Here is a 19,868-nt window from a genome sequence, read left to right as displayed (position 1 = left end):
TGGCTTGGATTGGGAGACCCGTTCCGCACTGCCGGCAATGAAGGTGTGCCTCTTCAGTAACCCCGATCTATGGACGATCGGCAGACACCAGAAAGGCCCGCACCGTCGTTGCTTCAAGGCGTCCTTGGCTTAGCGGTTGGCCGCTAAACCAACTGGGCTCGTTACTTCCCAGGTACCGTCCCGATTTCCTCGCCATTCGAGGGTCGGGGGACGCCCACAGGCACGTGCGACTTTGGGCAAGCGCGCATATAGGGTCAGGGTCCGTCACAATCAACAAAAATCTTAAGGGCGCTTGTAAAAAGCCGATCATCGAACGAAGCTGCGCCAAAGTGGATGATTTGTGGAACAATGATCGACATGCGCGATCGTCTCAATGCGTTTCTGGACCTGCCGCAAGTGGCTGTTCCCAATGCAAAATCGGGCTCCTTGACCGGGCTTGGCGTCGGCGTGAAGGACATTTTCGACGTGGCCGGTTATCCAACCGGCTGCGGCAATCCCGAAAGGCTGGCCGAGGCGAGCCCGGCGGCAAGAACGGCACCCGCCATACAGATGTTTCTGGACGCTGGGGCGCACTTCCTCGGCAAGACCCAGACCGACGAATTCGCCTTCTCGCTGATGGGGCAGAATGCGCACTATCCGCACCCGGTGAATTCGGCGGCGCCTGATCGTGTCACCGGCGGCTCGTCGTCCGGCTCGGCCGCGGCGGTGGCGGCAGGATTGGCAGATATTGCGACGGGATCCGACACCGGCGGCTCCATCCGCGCGCCGGCGAGTTTTTGCGGCCTGATCGGCCTGCGCACCACCCACGGCAGCATATCGCTGGACGGCACCGCGCCGCTGGCGCCCTCGCTCGACACGTTCGGCTGGTTCGCCAAGGACATCGATGTCTATGAGGCGGTGGCGAGAGTGGTGTTGGGCGCCCCACCCGCCCCCCTGCGGGAAGGCAAGTTGCTCCGCCTTGAGATGCTGGACGAGCTCGTCCTCGGCCCCGCGGAAGCTGCCGAATACCGCCGCATGCTGGGTACCGTAGCCGACGCGCTGAGCGAGGTGGAAATGGCGGCGCCGCTTGGCCAGAGTTCCGACGACCTCTACTGGTGTTTTAGAAAAATCCAGGCGCGCGAGGGATGGGAAAGTCAGGGCCGCTGGATCGAAACGCACCCGGGCAGCCTCGACAAAAGCGTAGAGGACAGGTTCCGGTTCGGCCAGACGGTGGATGATTCCGCGCTGGCGCAGGCACGGGAATTCCGCGCGGCCTTCCGCGAGGAGCTGGGCACGCTGCTCGGTGAAGACGGCTATCTCGTGCTGCCGACGGTTCCAGGCGCCGCGCCACTGCAAGCGGAGACGCCGGACCATCTGCTCGCCTATCGCGAGCGGGCGTTGCGGCTTCTCTGTCTTTCCGGCCTGTCGGGCTTTCCGCAGATTTCGCTGCCGCTCGGACAAGTGGACGGCGCACCGTTCGGGATTTCGCTGCTCGGCCCTGCCCACAGTGACCTTCAGCTGATCGCGCTTGGTCGGCGCATTCTTGAAACGGCCGGCAAGGACTGAATTTATGGACACGCTTACCCGCATGCGCGCCTTCATCGACGTGGTCGAGGCGGAGGGCTTTTCGGCCGCAGCCCGCAAGATCGGCCGCTCGAAGGCGCTGCTTTCCAAGTATGTGCGCGAGCTGGAGGACGAGCTGGGCGCGCTGCTGCTCAACCGCACCACGCGCCAGTTTTCGCTGACAGAGGCCGGCCACACCTATTATCGCCGCGCCACCGAGATCATTCGCGAAGTGGACAGCCTGGCCGACGACGTGCGCGAATCTTCCGGAGACGTGCGCGGGCGCATCAAGCTTTCCGCGCCGCGCACCTTTGCCGATGCTCCCATAGGCCAGTGCCTGATCGACTTCGCCAAGGCGCATCCCGACATCGTGCTCGACATCCATCTCGATGACCGCTTCGTGGATCTCGTGGAGGAAGGTTTCGACCTTGCAATCCGCATTTCGCGGCTCGAAAGCTCCTCGCTGATTGCGCGCCGCCTGGCGCCGTTCTCGGTCAGGGTCTGCGGCTCGCCGGAACTCATAGAGAAGCATGGCCGCCCAGCGCGTCCACAGGATCTTGCGGGCATGCCCTGCATCATCGACACCAACGGCCGCTGGCTCTCGAACTGGCCGTTCCTGGGCGAAAATGGCGAAACCATAACCGTCTCGGTCTCCGGGCAGATGGAGGTCAACAGTCCGCTTGCGACCCGCGCGGCCGCTCTTGCAGGGCTGGGCTTTGCCATTTTGCCCGATTTCATTGCGGCCGCAGATATAGAGGGCGGGCGCCTGGTGCCTTTGCTGGATGACCATATTCTGCCCGGCGGCGGGATCTTTGCGGTCTATCCGCACCGCCGCTATTTGCCGGCGAAGGTTCGGGTGCTTGTCGATTTCCTCGCGCAGTGGTTCAAGGCGCGGGACCAGGGCTGAGGTCCCATTTTTGCCCCCTTTCTGATAACCCTCCCTTAGTCTCGAATCTCGACAGGAACACCAACAGTGATGCAGCCAAAAATGAGAGCGGCAATCCTGGCTTCGGCCGCTGCGGTACTGCTGGGTTCGACGGTTCCTGCCCGGGTCCATCCGCACGTCTTTGCGGAGGCGCGGCTGGACGTGATGGTCGCCCCCGACCAGAGGGTGAAGTCGCTGCGCCATGTGTGGCGTTTCGACGAACTGTTTTCCTCAACCGTGCTGATGGAGTTCGACAAGAATTCCGACCTCAAGCTGGATGACGAGGAACTCAAGGACGTCGCCGACACCGTCTTCCAGTCGCTGGCAGAATACGACTATTTCCAGTTCGTCACGGCCGACGGAAAGAACATGGAAATGAAGGCCCCTGCGCAGCTGATGGCCTATTTCGAGCAGGAGCAGCTCATAATCCTGTTCGAATCCGAACCCAAGGAACCGCTGCAACTATCGGGAAATATCAATTTCGGCGTCTACGACCCGACCTTCTACACCGCAATCGACTTCGTCGAAGACGAAAACATGGCGGTCGAGAACTTGCCGGCAAGCTGCACGCGCAGCGTTATTCGTCCCGATCCGGATGAAGCGCTCGCTCAGAACCAGGCGACACTCACAGAAGCATTCTTCAACGATCCCGCCGGCACCAACCTGAGCAAGATTTTCGCGACCCGCCTGGAACTCAACTGCAAAACCCAAGGATAGAGCCGTGAACAAGACGACCGGACGCATGCTGCTCGCCGCCCTGGCGGCGGCCTGTGTTCTCGCCCAGCTTGCGTCGCAAGCGTATGCCCAGAGCTCCCTGGGCATCGGAGCCAACGAGGCAATGATCCCTTCAACCGGCATGTTCGGCGGCCTGATGAACTGGATCAACGTCCAGCAGCAGGGCTTCTACCGCGCCTTGACAGGCGCGCTGAAGGCAATGCGCCAGGACGGCAGCCAGATCTGGATCCTGGTCGGCCTTTCCTTCGCCTATGGCATCTTCCATGCTGCCGGCCCGGGGCACGGCAAGGCGGTCATTTCCTCATACATGCTGGCCAATGAAGTGACGCTGCGGCGTGGCGTAATGCTGTCCTTCATCTCGGCATTTCTTCAGGCTGGCACCGCGATCGTCCTGATGGCATTGCTGTTCCTGCTGTTGCGCGGCACGTCGATCACCATGACAAACGCCACGTGGTTCCTTGAGGTGGCGAGCTACCTGCTGATCACCCTTTTTGGCGCATGGCTGCTCTGGCAGAAGGCGTGGCCGCGCCTGCGCGGTCTGGTTGGTGCCAATCCCGTTCACAGCCTGTCGGCGGCGCATGGGCATTCCCATGCACACCACCATCACGGCCATGCTTGCGGTGACACGCATGCGCATCACGATCACGATCACGGTCCAGACACGGCGTGCTCGACCTGCGGGCATTCGCACGCGCCGGACCCGGCGATGATCTCGGGCGCCGACTTCAACTGGAAGACCGCGTGGTCGGCCGTGGCCGCCGTGGGCCTGCGCCCCTGCTCGGGTGCGCTGATCGTGCTGACCTTCGCCTTCCTCAATGGCCTGTGGGTCGGCGGCGTATTCTCGGTGCTTGCCATGGCCTTGGGCACGGCCATAACCGTATCGGCCCTAGCCATCATGGCAGTTATCGCCAAGAACTGGGCCGTGGCCCTTGCCGGCGACGGGCGGGCAGGAAACCGTGTCCATGCGGCAATCGAGATCGCCGGGGCCGGGTTCGTGTTCGTTCTTGGTATTCTGCTTCTGACGGCAAGCCTCGCCACCTGAGAACGGAGCGGCGCACACTGGCTGCAGCCATCGCTCGAAGGGCCGCGGGTACTTGCCGCGCTAGCCCCATGGCATTTCCTCCAGCAAAAAAATCGCCCTGGCGATGGCAACCAGGGCGAAATCACGGGAGTAACTGACAGGCGATCAGTAGGCGGGATTCTTGGTCTGGCTGCTCTGCGGGGTCTTCTTGTGGTGCTTCTTGTGCGTCGACTTCTTGTGATGTTTCTTCGCCTTCATCGGCGCCTGCGTATTGGTTTCCGTCTGGGCGCTCGTGCCGGCAGCGTTCGCGCTGGTGGCGGTGAACATCGGGGCTGAGAACGCCAGGGCAACGGTCAGGCCGAGGGCGGAGATGAGGGTCTTGCTGATGGTCATGGTCGTATCCTTTTGACGGAGGGCCAGGGTTAAAGTTCGGCCGGTCAGGGTTCGGTCGGCTGAACTCCGAGCATCTTCAATGCGGTGGCATAGGCACGTATGCCCTGTGCCTGCCGCTTGCCGGCGCAGAATCTGGCGGCTTTCTTTTGAAGGGCTCTCGCCTCGGCGGCCCGTTTAGCCTCGGCGTGCTCGGCGATCGCGTGGGCGAATTGCTGCTGCAGCCTGTTGCACTGTTCGATCCTTGGGGTCGTCCCTTTCGCAACGGACTGGCCGGCGGCAACGCCAAGCGACAGCGCGGCGAGCAGGACGATCGTCGAACTGTTCACGCATTTGCGCATTGGCGTTCCCCGAACCAGGTGACTGAAGCAACGGGGTCTTTATGACGGGCCGGCGTGTCTCGCGTTTTTCCGGTTTGCAGTGTTTTGTATCTGGATTGTAACAGCGAGGCTCCCGCACCTGCCGCTGGCCAATCCTCGCGACCGGACTTATTTTTCCAGCGCGGCTATTCGTGGTGCTCAAGCAGGGAACATGATCTTGAAAACCGACGCCCATATCCTGATCGTCGACGACGACAGGGAAATCCGTGACCTGCTGCAGGAATATTTCCAGAAGCACGGATTGAAGGTATCGGCAGCACGCGATGAGGACGAGATGCAGGCTGCGCTGCGACGAAGCCCCGTCGACCTGATCATTCTCGACGTGATGCTGCCCGGCAAGGGCGGGCTGGACATCTGCCGCGAACTGCGGACCCACTCGAGAGTGCCAATCATCATGCTGACGGCCGTCACGGAAACCATTGACCGCATCGTCGGCCTGGAGATGGGCGCCGACGACTACGTGCCCAAGCCTTTTGACCCGCGCGAGCTGCTGGCGCGTACCCGCGCGGTGCTGCGCCGGCGCAGCGAGCCTGGCGGCGCCTACCGGCCCATGGAGCAGATATTCAGATTTGCCGGCTGGACACTGGACGCTGCCCGCCGACGGCTGCTGAACCCGGACGAGGTGCGCATAGAGCTGACCACCGCCGAGTTCAATCTGCTGTTGACGCTCGCCAAGAGTGCGCAGCGCGTGCTCAGCCGCGAGCAGCTCGTGGAGCTGTCCAACCAGAACGGCGACTACAGCTATGATCGCAGCGTCGACATTCTGGTCAGCCGCCTGCGGCGCAAGATGGAGGACGATCCCCGCTCGCCCAAGCTCATCCAGACGGTGCGCGGCGGCGGCTACCAGTTCGTGCCGGAGGTCGTTGCCGAATGAGATGGCTTCTGCCGCGCTCGCTTCCCGCCTGGGTGCTGCTGATCCTCATCGCCGGCCTGCTGGCCATACAGGTCCTGACGCTTTCAATCGTGGCGCGCGAACGCGTGGCTTCCAACAACATCCAGGACCTGCTCCGGCTCAACGAACGCTCTCTGGCGCTGGTCAAGCTGATGTATGCGGCCTCGCCGGAGCAGCGAAAGAACATTGCGGCTGAACTGTCGGCGCCGCCCTACGGGCTCACCGTTTCCGATGAAGCCGCGATCACCTCCTCGATCCCGACGGACGACGAGATGGCGGAGATGGAGGACATCATCGTCGGGCGCCTGTCGAAATACGGCGTGGAGGATGCGCGTGTCCGCCGCGAATCCCCCATCAGCGAGGGAACTGCGAATGCCGGCGCCGCAGCCACCAGGGACGACGTGGGCAGCGTCGAGCGAGAACTCCTCAACCTTGCGGCGGACTACACCAAGAGCGACACGCTCATAGCCTCGATCGAGTTCAAGGACGGACAATGGATGAACTTCATCATGCCGTCCACGCCCCTCAGCCCGATCCTGACGGCGCAAAGCCTGCCGCTCTACGCCTCTGCGGCCGCGGCCGTGGTGCTGCTTTCGATGTGGGCGCTACGCCGCCTGACCGCGCCCTATCGTGCCCTTGAAAGCGCGGTCGGGCATATCGGTGAGGACTTGAAGAGCCCTCCCCTGCCCGAGCGCGGCAGCAGCGAATACAGGTCCGCCGCGCGAGCGGTCAACGCCATGCAAGCGCGCCTGCGCGAATATGTCGAGGACAGGGAGCTTTTGGCCGCAGCACTCGCGCACGACCTGCGCACGCCGCTGACGCGCATCCGCCTGCGCATCGAATTGCTCGGCCAATCGCCGGTGAAGAAAGCGCTGATGCAGAACCTGGCAGACATCGAGACCATAACTGCCTCCGTGCTGGATTTCGCAAGCCAGAACGGCCACTCCGGCGATCTGGAGCGGATAGATTTCTGGTCTCTGGTCGACTCCATCGCCGATGAAAACCCCAACGTGGTCATGGATGAAACGGCTTCTCGTCAACGCGGCCTGATATGTCTCGGCCGAGCCGTGCCGCTGCGGCGCTGCATCACCAACCTGATCGAGAATGCCGTGAAATATGGCGGCTCGGCACGCTTGAGCGTTTCTCAAACCGAGACCGAGATCGTGCTTTCGATCGACGACGATGGCCCGGGCATTCCGGATGCGGACCTCGAAAAGGTTTTTCGGCCTTTCACGCGCATGGAAGCGTCGCGCAACCGCCAGACCGGCGGCTTCGGCCTGGGCCTGACCATTGCGCGCAACACCGCACGCAGCTTCGGCGGCGACGTCACTCTCCGCAACCGGCCGGGCGGCGGTTTGCGCTCGGTGCTGGTCTTGCCGCGCGTCAGGGAACCAAGGCCGAAGACAACCGCATGAGCTGGTTGCTGTATGCTCAGGGCGCGGCTGTCAGTGTGGCTTGCGGCGCTGGCTGCGCGCCCGCAGCCAGATAACGATGAAGAACCCCGCCACGAACAACACCGCGACGGCCCCTGCCGCGAGGGGCGAAACGCCGCCGACCGCCAGCATGATGTTGGGCAGGAAATAGGCGAGCAGGCCGAACACCAGCATGATCGCCGCCGCGGCGATCGCCGATTTGCGGTTGCCTGAATCCATCGTCATTTCCATTCTGTCCGTTTGCGCCGCCGCCAAGGATCAGGCGCGCAGCGTGGCGCGAAAATCTTCCAGCCGCTGCTTCTGCCGACCCTCGGCGTCGAAATTAGCCGGATCGAGCCAATTCTCATAGGCGCGTTTCAGCGCAGGCCATTCGCCGTCGATGACAGAATACCACGCCGTGTCGCGGTTCTTGCCCTTCACGACCAGGTGCTGGCGGAAGATGCCCTCGAACTTGAAGCCGAAGCGCTCGGCCGCCCGCTTTGACGGCAGGTTGGCATTGTTGCACTTCCACTCGTAGCGGCGATAGCCGAGCGTATCGAAAGCATATTGCATGAACAGGAATTGCGCCTCGGTGGCGGCGGGTTTGCGCGAGATCAGCGGGCCCCAATAGATGTTGCCGATCTCGATGACACCATTGGCCGGATCGATGCGCATGAGCGTCTGGCGGCCGGCAATCTGGCCGCTCGCCCTGTCGATGACCGTGAAATAGAGCGGGTCCTCGCTTGCGGTGGCCTTGTCCAGCCAGGGTTGGAAGCCTTCGCGGGTTTCCGGTGGATATTCCGGCAGCCAGCGGAAGCGATCGCCGGCATCCGGCACCGACGACGCCGCAAACAGTCCGTCGCCGTGCCGGGCCGCGTCGAGCGGCTCCAGCCGCACATAGCGCCCCTCCAAGATCTCGCGCTGCGGGCGCGGCCGCGGCTGCCACTGGGCCAGGTCCATCGTCATCCTCTCGTCCCCATGTGATTGCTTTTCTCAGCCGAAAGCCTCACAAAAACGCATTCAGTTCAAAAGAACCAGACGGGCCGCGAAACATGCTCCAAACGATTGCCGCCTTTGACCACCTCGGCGAGGAAAACGCCTTTGCCGTTCTGGCACGCGCCACCCAGCTTGCCCATGAAGGCCGCGACATCGTCAATCTCGGCATCGGGCAGCCCGATTTCCGCACGCCGGACCACATCGTGGAGGCCGCGATCAAGGCGCTGCGCGATGGCCACCATGGCTATACGCCGGCAAACGGCCTGCTTGCCACCCGCGAGGCGGTGGTGCGGCGCACGCTCGCAACTACCGGCGTCGAGGTTTCGCCCGAGAGCGTGATGATAATGCCCGGCGGCAAGCCGACCATGTTTGCGGCTATCATGATGTTCGGCGAGCCGGGCACCGAAATCCTCTACCCCGATCCGGGCTTTCCGATTTACCGCTCGATGATCGAGTTTACCGGTGCCACTCCGGTGCCGGTGCCTATGCGCGAGGTCAACGGCTTTGCGTTCTCGGCAGAGGAAACGCTGTCGCTGATCACGCCGAAGACGCGGCTGTTGATTCTCAACTCGCCGGCCAATCCTACCGGCGGCGTCACCCCGCGCGCCGAGATCGAAAAGCTGGTGAAGGGGCTTGAGGCGCATCCGCATGTCGCGATCCTCTCCGACGAGATCTACGACGTGATGACCTATGACGGCGAGACGCACTGCTCGCTGCTGAAGTTTCCCGAAATCCGCGACCGGCTGATCGTGCTGAATGGCTGGTCCAAGACCTGGGCCATGACCGGCTGGCGCATGGGCTGGTCGATCTGGCCGAACGGCGAGAAAGGCGCGCATCTCTACGACAAGGTGCGCAAGCTGGCGGTCAACTGCTGGTCCTGCGTCAACGCGCCGAGCCAGTTTGCGGGCATCGCGGCCATCGATGGTCCGCAGGACGACGTGGAAAAGATGATGCGCGCCTTCGACAAGCGCCGCAAGGTTGTGGTCGAGGGGCTGAATGCGCTGCCCGGCATTTCCTGCATCACGCCCAAGGGTGCCTTCTATGCCTTCCCCAACATTGCCGGCACAGGCTGGAAATCCAAGAAACTGGCGAGCGCGCTGCTGGAAGAAGCCGGCGTGGCGCTGATCGGCGGGCCGGACTTCGGCGTGCTCGGCGAAGGCTATATCCGCCTTTCCTACGCCAATTCGGAAGAAAACATCCTGCGCGCCCTGGAACGGATCGGCGACTTCCTCTCACGCGACAGCGTCAGCGCCGCGCGGGGCTGACCGCCGTTTTCATGGAAGAAGCGGCGCAGTACTATTGGCTGGGGAACGCAGCGGCGAAAGCCGGCAGGGCTTCTGCTCTGGAAGAGATTTCAGCCAGTTTCGGCGTCTTGGACAGGTCCACACCCCAGCGCCGCGCATTGTAGACCTGCGGCACGAGGCAGATATCCGCCATCGTCACGCTGTCGCCATGGCAGAACGCGCCGGTCTCCGGCGCCTCAAGCATTCTCTCCAGCGCCATGAAGCCCTTGCCGATGAAGTGCTGCGACCAGCTTTCCGTCGTGATCGCGCCATTCGACTGTTCGGAAGCATATTTGCCGACGGAAAGGTTGCAGACCGGATGAATCTCCATCGCAACCGCGTAGGAGAGCGCGCGCACTCTTGCACGGCCGACGGGATCCTTCGGCAGAAACCCGGCGTTTCGCGTCTCATCGAGATATTCCAGAATCGCCAGCGACTGGGTGAAGGAATGGCCGTCGATCTCCAGCGTCGGCACAAGGCCCTGCGGATTGCGGGCCAGATTCTCGGCGCCGCGATGTTCCCCCTCAAGCAGGTTGACCGTCACTTTCTCATAAGGCTCGCCGAGGAGCCCGAGGGCGATGCGCAGCCTGTAGGAAGCAGACGAGCGCCAATAGTCGTAAAGCGTGGTCATTTCGAATCATCCATCATCCGGGAGAGTGCGGCCCTGAAGGCCGCCGCATCGCCGCCAAGCTGCTCCAGCAATTTCTGCTGGAACTGGTTGGCCAGCGGAATCAGTTTCATCATCAACGCCCGGCCCGCAGGCGTCAGGCTCAATTCAACCAGGCGCCGGTCGCGCGGGTTCACCTTCTTGACCAGCAGGCCCTCGGCCTCGAGCCGATCGGAAGCACGGCTGACCTTTGGCTTGTCCAGGTCGGTGCGCAGGTGAATTTCGCGTACGCTGACGGCCTCGGCCTTCAGAAGATGCGCCATGATGCGCCACTCGGGCACCGTAAGGCCCGCTTCAGCAGAATAGATTTCCGAAAATGCCTTGCTCGCCCGGCCAGCAACGACGGCAAGCTGGTAAGGCAGGAAATTGTCCAGATCAAAATTGCTATCGGTCTGCATTTGCATTCAACCCTCGAAAAATAGTCGCGCCAATTGCTGTAAAAATCACTTCGAATTTCCCCAAGGAAATCAGACATCTCGGCGCGAGACAATTCCATTTCGGCGGGCCACTTGACATCGTTGTAAACGCAACGATATCTCTGATCAAGCGAATTGCACGCTCGACGGCTCGAAAACGACCGTTTCCGGCAACTCATATTGGAAGGCGTTGAAGATGACAGTTCCCCTACCGGCAGGCATGATCCAAAGCGGCCTCACCACCGGCACCGTTCCCGGCTACATGCCCGGCTTCGGCAATGATTTTGAAACGGAGGCACTGCCGGGCGCACTGCCGCAAGGGCAGAACAGCCCGCAAAAATGCGCCTACGGCCTCTATGCCGAGCAGCTTTCAGGCACCGCATTCACGGCGCCCCGGGGCCAGAACGAGCGCACCTGGTGCTACCGCATTCGTCCGTCGGTCAAGCATGTCACGCGCTTCTCCAAGATAGAGGTGCCGCTCTGGAAATCCGCGCCCTGCGTGCTTCCCGACGTGATCAGCCTTGGCCAGTACCGCTGGGACCCGGTTCCGCACACGGAAGAATCGCTGACGTGGATTACCGGCATGCGCACGATGACCACCGCTGGCGATGTCAACACGCAGGTCGGCATGGCAAGCCATGTCTACCTTGTGAATACCTCGATGCAGGACGAGTATTTCTACTCGGCCGACAGCGAACTGCTCGTCGTGCCGCAGGAAGGTCGCTTGCGCTTTGCGACCGAGCTCGGCGTGATCGACCTTGAACCGAAGGAGATAGCGATCCTGCCGCGCGGTCTCGTCTACCGCGTCGAAGTGCTGGAAGGACCAGCCCGCGGTTTTGTATGCGAAAACTACGGCCAGAAATTCGATCTTCCGAGCCGTGGCCCCATCGGCGCCAACTGCATGGCAAACCCGCGCGATTTCAAAACGCCGGTCGCAGCCTTCGAAGACCGCGAGGCCCGCTCACGCGTGGTCATCAAGTGGTGCGGTCAGTTTCATGAGACCTTCATCAACCATTCGCCGCTTGATGTGGTGGCGTGGCACGGCAACTATGCGCCGGTCAAATATGACCTTCGCACCTACTCGCCCGTGGGCGCGATCCTGTTCGACCATCCCGATCCGTCCATCTTCACCGTGCTGACCGCACCTTCGGGCGTGGAAGGCACCGCCAATATCGACTTTGTTCTGTTCCGCGAGCGCTGGATGGTGGCCGAGCATTCGTTCCGCCCGCCGTGGTACCACAAGAACATCATGTCGGAGATGATGGGCAACATCTATGGCATCTACGACGCCAAGCCCCAGGGCTTCGTGCCCGGCGGCATGAGCCTTCACAACATGATGCTGCCCCATGGGCCGGACCGCGATGCCTTCGAAGGAGCTTCGAACGGCGAACTCAAGCCGGAGAAGCTGGACGAGACCATGTCGTTCATGTTCGAGACTCGCTTCCCGCAGCATCTGACCGAGTTTGCGGCCACGCAGGCGCCGCTGCAGGACGACTACATCGACTGCTGGGACAGCCTTGAAAAGAAGTTCGACGGTACGCCGTCGGTGAAGTGACCGCCAAAAGCGGGATTTTGGAGAAAGGGTTGGGAGCGAGGCTCTCGGCCCTTTTTCCACTAATTGAACAGGAAGGACAACATGACAAGCCTATTGAGGAGCTGGGTGGAAAGCGCGAACTCCGCGACAACCGAGTTTCCGCTGAACAACCTGCCCTATGGTGTCTTCGCTCCCGGCGATGACGATCCGCGTTGCGGCGTCGCCATCGGCGACCAGATCGTCGACATCCGAGCCCTGGAAGAGATCGGGCTGATCGATCTTTCCGACGAGCCGGTCTTCGACGTGCCGTTCTGGAACGTGCTGATGGAAATGGGCCCGGAGGCATGGGACGCGTTTCGCAGCCGCCTGACGGAATTGCTGGTCGAAGGGTCTTCCGAACGCGAGGAAGTCGAGCCGCATCTCTATCCGGCATCGGACGCGGAACTGTTCATGCCGTTTCTCGTCTCGGGCTATACGGATTTCTACGCCAGCAAGCACCACGCGACGAATGTGGGCACGATGTTCCGCGGGGCGGAAAACGCCCTGCCGCCAAACTGGCTGCACATTCCCATCGGCTACAATGGCCGCGCTTCCTCGGTCGTGGTTTCCGGCACCGAGGTGCGCCGTCCCAACGGCCAGCTGAAGGGCCCGAACGACGCCGCGCCGCGCTTTGCGCCCTGCGAGCGTTTCGACTTCGAACTGGAAATGGGCGCGATCGTCGGAACGGCCTCCGAAGGCATGGTCTCGGTCGCTGAAGCCGACGAAATGATCTTCGGCTATGTGCTTCTCAACGACTGGTCGGCCCGCGACATCCAGGCCTGGGAATACCAGCCGCTCGGACCGTTCCAGGCAAAGGCGACGGCCACCACGATCAGCCCGTGGATCGTCAGCCGCGCCGCGCTCGAACCGTTCCGCACCTCCACGCCCGCCCGCGAGAAGGAACTGCTGCCCTACCTGGCCGAGCCGGGCCCGATGCTCTACGACATCAAGCTCGAGGTCGAAATCGCCCCCGAGGGCAAGGCCGGCACGGTTGTGGCGCGGACGAACTACGCCGAGATGTACTATTCGGCGCCGCAGCAGCTTTGCCACCACACCACTTCGGGCTGCCCGATGGACGTTGGCGACCTGCTCGGCTCGGGCACCATTTCGGGCCCGACGAAGGACTCGCGCGGTTCCATGCTGGAAATCAGCTGGGGCGGCAAGGAGCCGGTGACGCTGGATAGCGGCGAGACGCGCAGCTTCCTTCACGACGGCGATACCGTGAAGTTCACGGGCTATGCCGAAGGCCAGGGCTACCGCATCGGCTTTGGCCCCTGCGAAGGCAAGATCTTGCCGGCGATACCCTACAAGGCTTGATGCGCTGAACGAAAAAAGGCCCCTGGAAACAGGGGCCTTTCTTTTATTTGCTGAACCAGGCTCAGCCCTTCGGGAAGGTTTTTTCCATCGAGGGGCGCTTGGACACTTCGGCGAACCAGGTAGCCAGCTTCGGATGCGCCGTGCGCCAGTCCTTGTCGGCGAAACGGAAGTCGAGATAGCCGAGCGTACAGGCAACGGCGATGGAACCGGCGTTGAAATCGGCCGAGATCGCGTCGATCCAACGGTTCTCGAGATCATCAAGACCGGAATCGATCTTTTCCATCTGTCCGTTGTACCAGTCGTCCCACTGCAGTTCCTGGGGCCGCATCACCCGCTCATAGCGGCAGAGCAGGCAGGCATCGAGAATGGAATCCGCCAGCGCCTCCAGCATCAGAACCGTGAAGCGGCGCTCATCCGTCGGGTAGACCGACGTGCCTTCGGCGATGCTGTCGACGTAAGCGCAGATGACGCGGCTGTCGAAAAGCGGCTGGTCATTGTCCAGGATCGCGCTCGGAACCTTGCCCGACGGGTTGTGGCGGACGATGTTCTGATCGCGCTTCACGGGACCGGCGGCCGAAGCCAGGATTTCGATCTGGTCCTCAACCCCACGTTCGATCGCAGTCACCATGACCTTGCGGACATAGGGTGAGGCGCCTGAATGAAAAAGCCTGATTGTCACGACTGTACTTTCCTTCGAGTTTTGTCCCGGCGCTTGGGTTCAGGCGCGTTGCTGGAAGGCACGCGCATGAAGTCCTGGGGACGTTGCTTAAGATGGTTGGTCAGGTGGTCGGCGGCGTAGGCGATATGCTCGTACATGATGCCCGCGGCGCGCATTCCATCGCGCTCGGCCAAGACCGTCGCGATTCGGCGATGGTCATCATGGGATCTCATGATGACATCGTAATCCTGCCACATGATCACCCGGTCGGATGCAAGCGGCACGTTATGAAGCTGCTCGATGAAGATCTGGATCCATTCATTGCCCGAGGCCTTCAGGATCGTGGTGTGGAAGTCGACGTTCATCTGGCGGTATTGCGGCAGCGCCTCCGCTCGCAACACGCCACCGGCGATCAGCGAATCCCCAAGCGCGACCAGTTCCTTCAGGAACTCCAGATCGGCTTGCGATATCCGCGGCGCAGCCAGCTTGCAGGCCAGTGCCTCCAGCTCGGCGCGCACGCGGAATGCCGCAAGCATTTCATCGAAGGAAAACTCCCGAACCCGATAACCGCGGTTGGCCTCATAGATGACGAGACCGGACTGGGTCAGGGCCGTCAATGCCGTGCGCAGGGGTGTGCGGGAGACGCCAAGCGTCTCGGCCAAACGGTCCTGATGGAGTTTTTCCCCAGGAAGTAATTCGCCGCGAAGAATCACCTCACGAAGACGAACGAGAACCTGTTCGGAGCTTGTGTGGGCGTTGTTTTCTTCAATCATGAGCGGTCGCGGGCTCCCGTCCGGATGTCGCAGCGGCATGCACTCGGCTCCTAGCTGAATACAAAATTTATCCAATCCTGGCTAGATTTAAAAAATTCGCCACAATCGGCATTTACGAACCGGCGATAATGTGTTCATTGTCTCTGCAATGAATTGAGGAGTTCACACCATGCAGGGTGTTTGTCTTGTCACCGGCGCAGCCGGCGGCATTGGGCGTGCTATTGTCCAGCGCCTGGCTGAAGACGGCTATCGCGTCCTGGCAGCCGACCTGAAGCTCGAAGCAGCCGAGTCGGCGCTGGTGGATATCAAGGGCGAAGGCCATCGCGCGATCGCGCTCGATGTGGCCGACGAAGCCGCGGTTGCTGCGGCGTTTGCGAAAGCAGACGCAATGGGGGCTCCGATCGATGCCGTTGTCGCCGCCGCAGGCATCCTACTCTTTGCCCCGAACGGCGACCGCCCGGCCCTTACCGACATCACGCTCAAGGACTGGGACCTCACCCAGCGCGTGAACAGCACGGGAACCTTCCTTCTGCTGCGCGAATATCTCCGCGGAGCCAACAAGCGCCAGATTTCCGGCGGCCGGTTCGTCGGCTTTGCGTCGGTTGCAGCCCAGCTCGGCGGTTATCGCTCCAGTTCCGCCTACATCGCATCCAAAAGCGCGGTGCTTGGCCTGATCAAGGCCGGCGCGCGGGAATCCGCCCACCTGGGCATCACCGTAAACGCGGTGGCGCCGGGCCTTATTGATGCGCCGATGCTGCACCAGTCGCTGGATCCCAAGAACTATTCCACCGTGAGCGGCAACATTCCGCTGCAACGCATCGGTACACCGGACGACGTCGCGGGTGCGGTCGCCTTCCTGATGGGCAAGGACGCCAGCTACATCACCGGCGCGGTCATCGACGTCAACGGCGGTTACCGGATGCAGTAGCGCTGAGTGTCGGCCGGGCCGACACTGTCAGGAGGGCTAGGGAGGCCTTATGATAAAAACGCTGAAGTTTCTCACAAACGCATTCGCCGTGCTGGCCGGCATTGCGGTTGCCCTGATGATGTTCCACGTAGTGGCCGACGTATTTTGCAAATACGTTTTCCACTATCCGGTTCCGAGCACCGCAGAGGTCGTGGCGAACTACTACATGATCGCCTGCGTGTTCCTGGTCCTGGCCTATGTCGAGGCCAAGGGTTCGGCGATCTCGGTGGACCTCATCTATGACAATGTCGGCCCCGCCGCGCAGCGCGTGATGCGCAAGATCGGCCAAGTCGGCACCTTGATATTCTACGTGGGCCTTGGCTGGTTCTCGTGGGACGTGGCGATGCGCGCCTACAAAATCAACGAAAGCGTTGACGGCCTGTGGCGCGTGACGGTGTGGCCGGCGAAATACATGCTGCCGCTTGGGCTTGCGATTGCCTGCCTCGTGCTCCTCATCAAGATTTTCGCGGGCGACCGTGTTCGCCTTGTCGAACACCCGTCACACAATCCCAGTCACTGAGGCCAGCGATGGAACGCATTGAATTAGGGTTTATGGGTATCGCGCTGGTCCTGATGCTGATCGGCGTGCGCGTGCCTATCGGGGCCGCAATGGGCGGCACCGCCTTCGTAGGCATCTGGGCGATGATGGGCTGGAAGCCCGCCGTTGGCATTGCCAAGGCCGTCCCCTTCCACCTGATCGGTGACTGGAATCTCTCGGCTATCCCGATGTTCCTTTTGATGGGCTTCATCGCCGTGGAAGCGGGTCTGACCCGCGGCCTGTTTGGCGCTGCCCGCATTCTTCTGGCCTGGCTGCCGGGTGGTCTTGCCTCGTCGACGGTTGCAGCAAGTGCGCTTTTCGCGTCCGCCTCGGGCTCGTCGGTGGCAACCGCTGCGGCCTTCTCGCGCATCGCTGTTCCGGAGATGCTGGATTCCAATTACAACAAGGGCCTGGCGACTGGTTCGGTTGCAGCGGCCGGCACCCTCGGCGCCTTGATCCCGCCCAGCGTTCTGATGATCGTCTTCGGGATGCTGCTCGACACCTCGATCTCGACGCTGTTCATTGCAGGCATCGTCCCGGGCATTCTGACCGCGGTCATGTTCCTGGGCCTGATTACCGTGCGCTGCATGCTGAACCCCGCGCTTGCGCCAAAAGTGCAGGTGAAGGTCACGCCGGAAGAAAAACGGGCTCTGATTTCGGACGCGTGGCCCCTGCCGGTGCTGATACTGGGCGTGCTGGGGGGCATATTCACCGGCCTGTTCACCGCCACCGAAGCTGGTGCAGTGGGCGCCTTCCTCGCCTTGGTCCTGGCCCTTGTGCGCGGCCGCCTGAACCCTGGGATCATGAAGCGTGCGCTGGTCGACACCGCAAGCGGCACCTCGGAAGTCTTCATGGTGATGCTGGGCGCGGCATTGTTTGCCCGCTTCGTGGCGCTTTCGACGCTGCCCGATTTCATCGTCGGCTATTTTGACGGCTATTCCACCTTCGCCGTGCTGATGCTGATCTGCCTGCTGTTCCTGGTCCTTGGCGCCTTCCTGGAATCGATCTCGATCATGCTGCTGTGCCTGCCGGTGCTTGCGCCGCTTCTGGTCGCCCACGAGGTGAACCTGATCTGGTTCGGCGTGCTGACGATCAAGCTGCTGGAGATCGGCCTTGTGACGCCGCCAATGGGAATGAATGTGTTCGTCATCAAATCCGCCATGGGCAACCGCGTGACGCTCGGCGAGATCTTCAAGGGCGTAGGCTGGTTCATCGCCATCGACCTGGTGACGCTGGCGCTGCTGATCGCCTTCCCAGCCCTCAGCCTTTGGCTGCCGGAATTCATGGCCAACTAGCCCAATCGCCGAGAGATAAGCCGGGTGCGGAAGGTGCGCGCCCGGCCGCAATCAAACTTTTCTGAGGAGTGAGACTATGAAAAAACTTCTGACCACGACTGTTGCCTCGCTGGCGATGATGTCGGGCCTGGCCTATGCCGAAAACTACCAGGCGACCAACTGGATGGCCCCCACCCACATCCTGAACGAAGTGGCCTTCGTGCCGTTCGTCGCCGATGTCAAAGCCGCCACCAACGGCGAAATCGACTTCGAGGTCTATTCCTCCGGGTCGCTGGTTCCTGCCCCGACCACCTTGGGCGCAATCGGTGACGGCGTCGCCCAGATGGGCATCGTTGCCGCTTCCTACACGCCTTCGGACCTGCCGCTGTCGGGCCTGATCAACGATCTCGCCTTCGTCGCCAAGGACGATTATGCCACCGCCTTCGCACTGACCGAAATCGGCCTGACCAATCCGAAAATGGTGAAGGAGTACGCAAACCACGGGACCGTATTCCTCGGCGGCTATTCGACGCCTGCCTATGTGTTCCTGTGCATGAAGCCGCTGGGCGACCTGAACTCCATCAAGGGCCTGAAGGTACGCACCGCGGGCACGGCACAGAATGAATGGGCCGCCTCGCTCGGCGCCGTTCCGGTCGCTGTACCGATGACCGACGTCTACTCGGGTCTCGAGCGCGGATCGCTCGACTGCACGCTCTCCGATCCGACCAACCTCGACAAGGGCTACAAGTTCTGGGAAGTCGTGAAGTCGATCACCACGCTTGAGCAGGGCACCTCGCTTGGCGCGACCTATGTTTACAACAAGGATTTCTGGAACGAGATCGGCCCGGACAACCGTCGCAAGATCCTTGACGCCACCGCGCTCGGCCTCGCCCGCTCGCAGGTGGCCTACGCCCAGGGCGTGGCCGCAGCCCTGAACGGTTCGGCCGAGCGCAAGATCACGATCGACGAACCCCACCCGGAACTGGTGGAGGCCCTGGCCAAGTTCAGGAGCAATCTGGTCGAGAACGCTCCCGCCCGCACCATGAAGGAGCGCGGCGTAGAAGACCCGACCGATATCGTTACCGAGTTCCTCGCCCTGCAGGCAAAGTGGACCCAGCTTCTCGAAGGTGTAGACCGCAACGACGCGGCCGCCATCGCCAAGGTCGTTCACGAAAACATCTTCGCCAAGCTGGACGAGAACACCTACGGCCTGAACTGATCCCCTCTGACCGGCGCAGGTTTTCCTGCGCCGGTCGTTCGAGGCGCTCCGGACCGCAGAGCGCGGAAACTCCGCGCCTGCTCCAACCCCCTTCCAAGTTTCTCTCTGCACGGCCATCCAGGATGGCCACTCGAAGGTTACGCTCATGTCAGTGCAAAAGACGCAAACCGCAATCGTCACCGGTGCCGGTTCCGGGATCGGCCGTGCCATCGCCCACCGCTTGGCCGCTGATGGCTTTGCCATCGTGGTGGCTGATCGCGCGCAGGCGCCTGCAGAGGAAACCGTCCGTCAGCTTCATGAAAAGGGCTACGAGGCCCGCGCGGCCGTGCTCGACATCACCGATCCGGTGGCGACACAGGCCCTGATCGACAGCGTCGAAACGCTGCAGGTCCTGGTCAACAATGCCGGCATCTTCACTGTCATCGAATTCGACAAGCTGACGGCAGACGATTTCCGCAAGATGTACGAGATCAATCTCGTCGCGATGTTCACCCTCTCCCAGCAGGCGTCGCGCAAGATGCCCGAAGGCGGACGGATCGTGAACCTGTGCTCGCGCGCGGCCTTCGGCGCACGTCACTACGCCCATTACGTTGCCTCGAAAGCCGCAGTCGCGGGCTTCACCAAGGCGCTGGCGCTGGAACTGGGCATGAAGCAGATCACCGTGAACGCGGTCGCCCCCGGCATCATCCAGACCGACATGCTTCTCGAGCGCAAGGACGGCCTCGATGAGATGCGCGCCGCACAGCCCACGGGCAAGCTCGGCATCCCCGAAGACATCGCCCATGCCGTTTCGTTCTTCGCCGACGAGCGTGCGAGCTTTGTCACCGGTCAGGTCCTGATCGTCGACGGCGGCCGTTCGGTCGGCGGCACGGCAGCGTTCTGAGGAGGAG

The 19,868-nt window shown here is 62.0% G+C and carries 22 protein-coding genes; 14 read left to right on the top strand and 8 right to left on the bottom strand.

Going from position 1 to position 19,868, the window contains the following annotated elements; all coding sequences use genetic code 11:
- The first annotated feature begins 348 nt into the window (after positions 1–348).
- The 4 genes from ABLE86_RS20930 (at position 349) to ABLE86_RS20915 (ending at position 4,244) form a co-directional block, all read left to right on the top strand.
- Complete coding sequence (locus ABLE86_RS20930) at positions 349–1,545, top strand: amidase (protein ID WP_348780924.1); 1,197 nt, start codon at positions 349–351, stop codon at positions 1,543–1,545.
- A gap of 4 nt (positions 1,546–1,549) precedes the next feature.
- A complete protein-coding gene (locus tag ABLE86_RS20925) occupies positions 1,550–2,449 on the top strand; it encodes a LysR family transcriptional regulator (protein ID WP_348780923.1) in 900 nt (299 codons plus the stop codon).
- A 69-nt stretch (positions 2,450–2,518) separates the two neighbouring features.
- Complete coding sequence (locus ABLE86_RS20920; RefSeq protein ID WP_348780989.1) at positions 2,519–3,184, top strand: DUF1007 family protein; 666 nt, start codon at positions 2,519–2,521, stop codon at positions 3,182–3,184.
- Between the two features lie 25 nt (positions 3,185–3,209).
- Complete coding sequence (locus ABLE86_RS20915; protein ID WP_348780988.1) at positions 3,210–4,244, top strand: nickel/cobalt transporter; 1,035 nt, start codon at positions 3,210–3,212, stop codon at positions 4,242–4,244.
- Between the two features lie 144 nt (positions 4,245–4,388).
- Here the strand turns inward: ABLE86_RS20915 and ABLE86_RS20910 are convergent, their stop codons facing one another.
- Entirely contained in the window at positions 4,389–4,616 is a 228-nt protein-coding gene (locus ABLE86_RS20910) for a hypothetical protein (protein ID WP_348780922.1), read from the bottom strand.
- A gap of 44 nt (positions 4,617–4,660) precedes the next feature.
- On the bottom strand, positions 4,661–4,942 hold the full coding sequence (locus ABLE86_RS20905; protein WP_348780921.1) for a hypothetical protein: 282 nt from the start codon (positions 4,940–4,942) through the stop codon (positions 4,661–4,663).
- A gap of 208 nt (positions 4,943–5,150) precedes the next feature.
- Between ABLE86_RS20905 and ABLE86_RS20900 the strand changes: the two genes are divergently transcribed.
- Positions 5,151–5,867 (top strand): response regulator, encoded by a 717-nt coding sequence (locus tag ABLE86_RS20900; RefSeq protein WP_348780987.1) that lies wholly within the window; start codon positions 5,151–5,153, stop codon positions 5,865–5,867.
- Positions 5,864–7,300 carry an ATP-binding protein gene (locus ABLE86_RS20895; protein ID WP_348780920.1) on the top strand — a complete coding sequence of 479 codons (1,437 nt, stop codon included), beginning with the start codon at positions 5,864–5,866 and terminating at the stop codon, positions 7,298–7,300. The genes ABLE86_RS20900 and ABLE86_RS20895 overlap by 4 nt, the downstream gene beginning before the upstream one ends.
- Positions 7,301–7,330: 30 nt before the next feature.
- Here ABLE86_RS20895 and ABLE86_RS20890 read toward each other — a convergent pair whose 3' ends face one another.
- Together ABLE86_RS20890 and ABLE86_RS20885 are read right to left on the bottom strand one after the other, a co-directional pair.
- On the bottom strand, positions 7,331–7,537 hold the full coding sequence (locus ABLE86_RS20890) for a hypothetical protein (RefSeq protein ID WP_348780986.1): 207 nt from the start codon (positions 7,535–7,537) through the stop codon (positions 7,331–7,333).
- Positions 7,538–7,576: 39 nt separating this feature from the next.
- Positions 7,577–8,263 carry a GNAT family protein gene (locus ABLE86_RS20885; protein ID WP_348780919.1) on the bottom strand — a complete coding sequence of 229 codons (687 nt, stop codon included), beginning with the start codon at positions 8,261–8,263 and terminating at the stop codon, positions 7,577–7,579.
- A gap of 86 nt (positions 8,264–8,349) precedes the next feature.
- On the opposite strand from ABLE86_RS20885, the gene ABLE86_RS20880 reads away from it, so the two are divergent.
- A complete protein-coding gene (locus ABLE86_RS20880; protein ID WP_348780918.1) occupies positions 8,350–9,558 on the top strand; it encodes a pyridoxal phosphate-dependent aminotransferase in 1,209 nt (402 codons plus the stop codon).
- A 31-nt stretch (positions 9,559–9,589) separates the two neighbouring features.
- Here the strand turns inward: ABLE86_RS20880 and maiA are convergent, their stop codons facing one another.
- Together maiA and ABLE86_RS20870 are read right to left on the bottom strand one after the other, a co-directional pair.
- Complete coding sequence (gene maiA, locus ABLE86_RS20875) at positions 9,590–10,207, bottom strand: maleylacetoacetate isomerase (protein ID WP_348780917.1); 618 nt, start codon at positions 10,205–10,207, stop codon at positions 9,590–9,592.
- Positions 10,204–10,641 (bottom strand): MarR family winged helix-turn-helix transcriptional regulator, encoded by a 438-nt coding sequence (locus ABLE86_RS20870; protein ID WP_348780916.1) that lies wholly within the window; start codon positions 10,639–10,641, stop codon positions 10,204–10,206. Before ABLE86_RS20870 ends, maiA begins: the two co-directional genes overlap by 4 nt.
- A gap of 238 nt (positions 10,642–10,879) precedes the next feature.
- Here ABLE86_RS20870 and hmgA point away from each other — a divergent pair, with 238 nt between their 5' ends.
- Both hmgA and fahA read left to right on the top strand, forming a co-directional pair.
- Entirely contained in the window at positions 10,880–12,214 is a 1,335-nt protein-coding gene (gene hmgA, locus ABLE86_RS20865) for a homogentisate 1,2-dioxygenase (RefSeq protein ID WP_348780985.1), read from the top strand.
- Between the two features lie 81 nt (positions 12,215–12,295).
- The gene (gene fahA, locus ABLE86_RS20860; protein WP_348780915.1) at positions 12,296–13,549 is read left to right on the top strand and encodes a fumarylacetoacetase; all 1,254 of its coding nucleotides are present in this window, start codon (positions 12,296–12,298) and stop codon (positions 13,547–13,549) included.
- 61 nt (positions 13,550–13,610) lie between these two features.
- Here fahA and ABLE86_RS20855 read toward each other — a convergent pair whose 3' ends face one another.
- Positions 13,611–14,228, bottom strand: coding sequence for a glutathione S-transferase family protein (locus ABLE86_RS20855; protein WP_348780914.1), 618 nt, complete (start codon positions 14,226–14,228; stop codon positions 13,611–13,613).
- A complete protein-coding gene (locus ABLE86_RS20850; protein ID WP_348780913.1) occupies positions 14,225–14,980 on the bottom strand; it encodes a GntR family transcriptional regulator in 756 nt (251 codons plus the stop codon). Before ABLE86_RS20850 ends, ABLE86_RS20855 begins: the two co-directional genes overlap by 4 nt.
- Positions 14,981–15,149: 169 nt before the next feature.
- Between ABLE86_RS20850 and ABLE86_RS20845 the strand changes: the two genes are divergently transcribed.
- The 5 genes from ABLE86_RS20845 to ABLE86_RS20825 all read left to right on the top strand — a co-directional run bounded on the left by ABLE86_RS20845 (position 15,150) and on the right by ABLE86_RS20825 (position 19,861).
- Positions 15,150–15,908, top strand: a complete 759-nt coding sequence (locus ABLE86_RS20845) for an SDR family NAD(P)-dependent oxidoreductase (protein ID WP_348780912.1) — start codon at positions 15,150–15,152, stop codon at positions 15,906–15,908.
- A gap of 49 nt (positions 15,909–15,957) precedes the next feature.
- A complete protein-coding gene (locus ABLE86_RS20840; RefSeq protein ID WP_348780911.1) occupies positions 15,958–16,467 on the top strand; it encodes a TRAP transporter small permease in 510 nt (169 codons plus the stop codon).
- An 8-nt stretch (positions 16,468–16,475) separates the two neighbouring features.
- Entirely contained in the window at positions 16,476–17,780 is a 1,305-nt protein-coding gene (locus ABLE86_RS20835) for a TRAP transporter large permease (RefSeq protein ID WP_348780910.1), read from the top strand.
- 76 nt (positions 17,781–17,856) lie between these two features.
- Positions 17,857–18,978, top strand: a complete 1,122-nt coding sequence (locus ABLE86_RS20830) for a C4-dicarboxylate TRAP transporter substrate-binding protein (RefSeq protein WP_348780909.1) — start codon at positions 17,857–17,859, stop codon at positions 18,976–18,978.
- A 145-nt stretch (positions 18,979–19,123) separates the two neighbouring features.
- The gene (locus ABLE86_RS20825) at positions 19,124–19,861 is read left to right on the top strand and encodes an SDR family NAD(P)-dependent oxidoreductase (protein ID WP_348780908.1); all 738 of its coding nucleotides are present in this window, start codon (positions 19,124–19,126) and stop codon (positions 19,859–19,861) included.
- Positions 19,862–19,868: the final 7 nt, after the last annotated feature.

Origin of the sequence: Mesorhizobium sp. KR2-14 (genome assembly GCF_040049255.1) — a bacterium.
Lineage (GTDB): Bacteria > Pseudomonadota > Alphaproteobacteria > Rhizobiales > Rhizobiaceae > Pseudaminobacter.
Note: the sequence above shows the minus strand (reverse complement) of the source record. Positions and strands in the feature narration are given on the sequence as shown.

Bases quoted from the DNA above. Each gene is read 5' to 3' on its own strand.
- ABLE86_RS20930 (WP_348780924.1), top strand. From the start codon at position 349: ATGATCGACATGCGCGATCGTCTCAATGCGTTTCTGGACCTGCCGCAA.
- ABLE86_RS20925 (WP_348780923.1), top strand. From the start codon at position 1,550: ATGGACACGCTTACCCGCATGCGCGCCTTCATCGACGTGGTCGAGGCG.
- ABLE86_RS20920 (WP_348780989.1), top strand. From the start codon at position 2,519: ATGCAGCCAAAAATGAGAGCGGCAATCCTGGCTTCGGCCGCTGCGGTA.
- ABLE86_RS20915 (WP_348780988.1), top strand. From the start codon at position 3,210: ATGCTGCTCGCCGCCCTGGCGGCGGCCTGTGTTCTCGCCCAGCTTGCG.
- ABLE86_RS20910 (WP_348780922.1), bottom strand. From the start codon at position 4,616: ATGACCATCAGCAAGACCCTCATCTCCGCCCTCGGCCTGACCGTTGCC.
- ABLE86_RS20895 (WP_348780920.1), top strand. From the start codon at position 5,864: ATGAGATGGCTTCTGCCGCGCTCGCTTCCCGCCTGGGTGCTGCTGATC.
- ABLE86_RS20890 (WP_348780986.1), bottom strand. From the start codon at position 7,537: ATGGATTCAGGCAACCGCAAATCGGCGATCGCCGCGGCGGCGATCATG.
- ABLE86_RS20885 (WP_348780919.1), bottom strand. From the start codon at position 8,263: ATGACGATGGACCTGGCCCAGTGGCAGCCGCGGCCGCGCCCGCAGCGC.
- ABLE86_RS20880 (WP_348780918.1), top strand. From the start codon at position 8,350: ATGCTCCAAACGATTGCCGCCTTTGACCACCTCGGCGAGGAAAACGCC.
- maiA (WP_348780917.1), bottom strand. From the start codon at position 10,207: ATGACCACGCTTTACGACTATTGGCGCTCGTCTGCTTCCTACAGGCTG.
- ABLE86_RS20870 (WP_348780916.1), bottom strand. From the start codon at position 10,641: ATGCAGACCGATAGCAATTTTGATCTGGACAATTTCCTGCCTTACCAG.
- hmgA (WP_348780985.1), top strand. From the start codon at position 10,880: ATGATCCAAAGCGGCCTCACCACCGGCACCGTTCCCGGCTACATGCCC.
- fahA (WP_348780915.1), top strand. From the start codon at position 12,296: ATGACAAGCCTATTGAGGAGCTGGGTGGAAAGCGCGAACTCCGCGACA.
- ABLE86_RS20850 (WP_348780913.1), bottom strand. From the start codon at position 14,980: ATGATTGAAGAAAACAACGCCCACACAAGCTCCGAACAGGTTCTCGTT.
- ABLE86_RS20845 (WP_348780912.1), top strand. From the start codon at position 15,150: ATGCAGGGTGTTTGTCTTGTCACCGGCGCAGCCGGCGGCATTGGGCGT.
- ABLE86_RS20840 (WP_348780911.1), top strand. From the start codon at position 15,958: ATGATAAAAACGCTGAAGTTTCTCACAAACGCATTCGCCGTGCTGGCC.
- ABLE86_RS20835 (WP_348780910.1), top strand. From the start codon at position 16,476: ATGGAACGCATTGAATTAGGGTTTATGGGTATCGCGCTGGTCCTGATG.
- ABLE86_RS20830 (WP_348780909.1), top strand. From the start codon at position 17,857: ATGAAAAAACTTCTGACCACGACTGTTGCCTCGCTGGCGATGATGTCG.
- ABLE86_RS20825 (WP_348780908.1), top strand. From the start codon at position 19,124: ATGTCAGTGCAAAAGACGCAAACCGCAATCGTCACCGGTGCCGGTTCC.